We start from the raw sequence: 4,391 nt of genomic DNA on the forward strand, positions 1-4,391 counted from the left end.
AGCGGCGTGAGCGTCAAGACGAAGGCCGCCGCCAGGATGGTCGATATCTTCATGATGATTGTCCCCGAAAAATCCGATTCCGGAGACTAGCCGAAACGGATGTCAGGCGCATGTCGATCTCCGCGTCCGGAGACCGACATGGCTTGAGAGGTCAGACTTCGGCCGCGCCGCCGTCGCAGGGGATGACGGCGCCGGTCGTGTAGGCGGAAGCGCGCGACGACAGGAAGATCGCGACGCCGGCGATGTCTTCCGGTGTGCCGATGCGCTTCCTGGGATTGCCGGCCTTGATCGCCTCGCCGAAAGTGTCGAGCGTCGCCTTCATCATCTGGCTCGGGAAGGGTCCGGGCGCGATGGCGTTGACGAGGATATTGTCGCCCGCGAGGCGGCCTGCCAGATGCCGCGTCAGCATGATGCAGCCGGCTTTGGACGAGGAATAGGCATAGGTCTCGAGTTCCGGCGGCACGATGCCGTTGATCGAGGCGATGTTGATGATGCGCGACGGGTCGTCATAGGTCGCGGCCTTGCGCAGCAGCGGCAGGAGCTTCTGCGTGACGAAGAAGGGGCCCTTCAGGTTGATGTTCATCACCTTGTCCCAGCCGCTTTCGGAATACTGGTCGATCGGCTCGCCCCAGGCGGCGCCGGCATTGTTGACCAGGATGTCGAGCTTCTCCTCGCGTTTGGCGAGTTCGGCGGCGAGGCCTTCGATGCCGGCCACATTGCCGAGGTCGAAGGGCAGCGAGATGCAGGTGCCCTTCTTCGAGAGCTCTTCCGCCAGCTCGTTGCAGGCCTGCGCCTTGCGCGCCGAGATATAGACTTTCGCGCCTGCCTCGACGAAGCCCGTCGCGATCATCTCGCCGATGCCGCGCGAGCCGCCCGTCACCAGCGCGACCTTACCCTCGATATTGAAGAGGTTCTTCATGCGTTTCTCTCTCCCCGCGTTTGCCTTGCAACCAAGACCTGAGTTTCGGTGGCGCGGAGAGTAGCAAGCGGGGCGGCTAGATGCCACCCGTCGCGGCGGTGGGTTCCTCGGCCTTGGTCGCCTCCGCCGCTTCGGGATTGAGGGCGCGGGCGGTCCGTTTGGGCTCGATCAGGGGCTCGGGTTGCACGGCGCGAGTCTGCATCAGATGGGCGCCGGCCATCAGGCCTTCGGCGAGCTGGAGGGCGAGCCGCTCCTCGTCGCGGCGGCGCATGTCGGCCTCGACGCTTTTCGCGATCTCATGGGAAAAGCCCAGCCCCTCGAGCGCGGCGATGCCGAAGGCGACGGCGGACTCGTAGGTCTCGCGGATCTGGAAGTCGACGTTGCGCTTCAGCAGGTCCAGCGTGTGGCGCCGGTCGCGCGAGCGGACATAGAGTTTCGCCAGCGGGAACTGCGCCTGGATGACGTCGACGATCCTGAGCGCGACGTCGTGCTTCACCACGCAGAGCGCGATCATCGAGGCGTCGTCCGCGCCCGCCGCGCGCAGCACGTCGATGCGGGTGCCGTCGCCGTAATAGACCTCGAAGCCGAAACGCGCGGCGGCGCGGATCTGCTCGACATTGTGGTCGATGGCGGTCACCTCGATGCCTTGCGACATCAGGAATTGCGCGACGACCTGTCCGAAGCGGCCGAAGCCGATGATGATGACCTTGCCTTTCGCGCGCGAAAAATCGGCGGCGGGCAAAGGGCCTTCGGCGCGGGGGCGGGCGGCGCGGGTGGCGAGCGCGAAGACGAGCGGCGTCGCCACCAGCGAGAGGCCGACGACGGAGGTCAGGATGTTCGCCGTCTCGGTACTCATGACGCGGGCGGAAATCGCGGCGCCGAAGAGCACGAAGGCGAATTCGCCGCCCTGGGCGAGCACGCCGCCGATTTTCAACGCGTCGCCATGGGGCGAGCCCGTGGCCCGCGCGAGGGCGTAGATGACCGTGAATTTCACCCCGATCACGGCGGCGACGCCGATCGCGACGAGGCCCCAATGGCGGTAGACCACGTCGAGGTCGAGCGTCATGCCGACGGTGATGAAGAAGAGGCCGAGAAGGAGGCCGCGAAAGGGTTCGATGTCGGCTTCGAGTTCGTGGCGGAAGCTCGATTCCGCCAGCAGCACGCCGGCGAGGAAGGCGCCCATGGCCATCGAGAGGCCGGCGAGTTCCATGACGGTGGCGGCGCCGAGCACGAGGAGGAGGGCGGCGGCCGTCATGATTTCATGCGCATTCGACTGCGCGAGAAGCGTGAAGAGCGGGTTCATCACATAGCGCGCGGCGACGACGACGATGCCGACCGAAACGAGCATGGCGATCGTCGTCCCGAGCCCGCCGCCATGCGTCTCGCCGAGGCCCGGCGCGAAGATCGCGACGAGGGCCAGCAGCGGGACCACCGCCACATCCTGCAGCAGCAGGATCGAGAAGGCGCGCTGACCGTAGGGAGATGTCAGCTCGCCGCGCTCCTGCATCAGCGGCGTCGCGAAGGCGGTCGAGGAGAGCGCGAGGCCGAAGCCGGCGATGATCGCGGCATGCCAGGAAAATCCGGCGAGGCCCGCGAGGCCCGCCAGCGCCGCGCCGCAGGCGAGCACCTGGGCGAGGCCGAAGCCGAAGATGTCGCGGCGCATCGACCAGAGCTGCGAGGGCTTCAGTTCGAGCCCGATGATGAAGAGGAGCAGCACGACGCCGAGCTCGGCAAGGCCGAAGATCGATTCCGGGTCGCCGAAAAGGCCCGTCACATGCGGCCCGATGACGACGCCCGCCGCCAGATAGCCGATCACCGGCCCGAGCTTCAGCCGGCGCGACAGCGGCACGGCGATGACGGCGGCGGCGAGGAAGATCAGCGGATAGAGCAGCGGGTATTCCGTCGCGTGGCTCGCGACGGCCTGCGAGGCATGTTCGACGACGTTCTGGGCGACGGCCTGGGCGGTGTTCTGCATGGGCGCATTCTGGCCTGTCGGGAGGCCGAGGGGTAGGGGGCGAGCGTCTTCTTTCAAGTGTCATCCCGGCCTTGTGCCGGGACCCAGGGGCCGCTTGCTCGGCATATGACGCCCCTGGGCCCCGGGACGAAGCCCGGGGTGACACTTTGATTGCGGGACGACAGAGACAAAACAAAAAGGGCGCCCGTAAGGCGCCCTTTCGTCGTCAATTTGAAATTTCGATCAGAAATTCGCGACGTCGAGTTCCATCAGCCCGTCGGCGCCGGCCTTGGCGCGTTCGAGCCAGCCGGCGGTCATCGGCACTTCGCGTTCCATCCAGTATTTGGCGAGCGTCAGCTTGCGCTTGTAGAACTCCGGCTTGTCGGTCCCGGCCTTGAGCTTGGCGAGCGAGAGCTTCGCCATCTGCGCCCACATCCAGGCCAGCGTCACCGTGCCGAAGATGTTGAGGATGTCGTAGGAGGCGGCGCCCGCGTGATCGTAGTTCTTGGGCGCGTTCTGCATCAGCCAGCCCGCCGCTTCGCCGAGGCGGCCATAGCCCGCCTTCAGCGGCGCGATGAAGGGCGCCATCTCGGCGTCGCCCTCGTTTTCCTTGATGAAGGCTTCGAGCTTGCCGAAATAGGTCAGCGTGGCGCGGCCGCCCTTCGAGGTCATCTTGCGGGCGACGAGGTCCAGCGCCTGAATGCCGTTGGCGCCTTCATAGACCTGGTTGATGCGCGCATCGCGCACGAACTGTTCCATGCCGTTGTCGCGGATATAGCCGTGGCCGCCGAACACCTGCATCGAGGCGTTGGCCGCCTCGAAGCCCTTGTCGGTGAAATAGGCCTTGATGACCGGCGTGAAGAGCTGGCTCAGATCCTCGGCTTCCTGGCGTTCCGTTTCGTCGGCGCTCGAACGCGCGACCGAGAAGAGGAACGAGACATACATCGCGAGCGCTCGGGCGCCCTCGACGAAGGCGCGCGACGCGATGAGGAGGCGGCGCACGTCGGGGAAGACGATGATCGGATCGGCGGGGCCGTCCGGGTTCTTCGCGCCCGTCAGCGCGCGGCCGGCCAGACGCTCGGTCGCATAGGCGACGCCGTTCTGATAGGCGACTTCGCCCGCCGCGATGCCCTGAATGCCGACGCCCATGCGCGCGCCGTTCATCATGCCGAACATGCCGGCCATGCCGGCCGATTTTGACTTCACGACCTTGCCGTCATCGGCCTTCTTCTCGGGCGCGCGGCCCTTCAGGTGATAGGCGACGGCATTGTCGAAGTTCAGCACGCAGGTGGCGTTGCCCTTGATGCCCATCTTCTTCTCGACGGCGCCGGTCGACATGCTGTTCGGGCCGGTGATCTCGCCGGTCTCGGGATCGACCAGCATCTTCGGCACCATGAAGAAGTTCACGGTCGAGAGATCGTCGACATATTTGCCCTCTTCGTTGGGCAGCTTCGCGATCACCATGTGGATGATGTTGTCGGTCATGTCCTGATCGCCGCCGGAGATGAAGATCTTCGT

The 4,391-nt window shown here is 65.8% G+C and carries 3 protein-coding genes; all 3 read right to left on the minus strand.

The annotated features are described in order from the left end of the window. Window positions 1–151: 151 nt before the first annotated feature. Window positions 152–919 (minus strand): SDR family oxidoreductase, encoded by a 768-nt coding sequence (locus tag VMR03_RS13020; protein WP_325405887.1) that lies wholly within the window; start codon window positions 917–919, stop codon window positions 152–154. 76 nt (window positions 920–995) lie between these two features. Continuing rightward, on the minus strand, window positions 996–2,894 hold the full coding sequence (locus tag VMR03_RS13025) for a monovalent cation:proton antiporter-2 (CPA2) family protein (protein ID WP_325405889.1): 1,899 nt from the start codon (window positions 2,892–2,894) through the stop codon (window positions 996–998). Window positions 2,895–3,116: 222 nt separating this feature from the next. Next, on the minus strand, window positions 3,117–4,391 hold a 1,275-nt coding region (locus VMR03_RS13030; protein WP_325405890.1), incomplete at its 5' end, for an acyl-CoA dehydrogenase C-terminal domain-containing protein.

The sequence above is a fragment of the Parvibaculum sp. genome, assembly GCF_035511255.1.
Taxonomy (GTDB): Bacteria; Pseudomonadota; Alphaproteobacteria; order Parvibaculales; family Parvibaculaceae; genus Parvibaculum.

Coding starts and splice junctions, on each gene's coding strand:
- VMR03_RS13025 (WP_325405889.1), bottom strand. CDS start 2,894: ATGCAGAACACCGCCCAGGCCGTCGCCCAGAACGTCGTCGAACATGCC.
- VMR03_RS13020 (WP_325405887.1), bottom strand. CDS start 919: ATGAAGAACCTCTTCAATATCGAGGGTAAGGTCGCGCTGGTGACGGGC.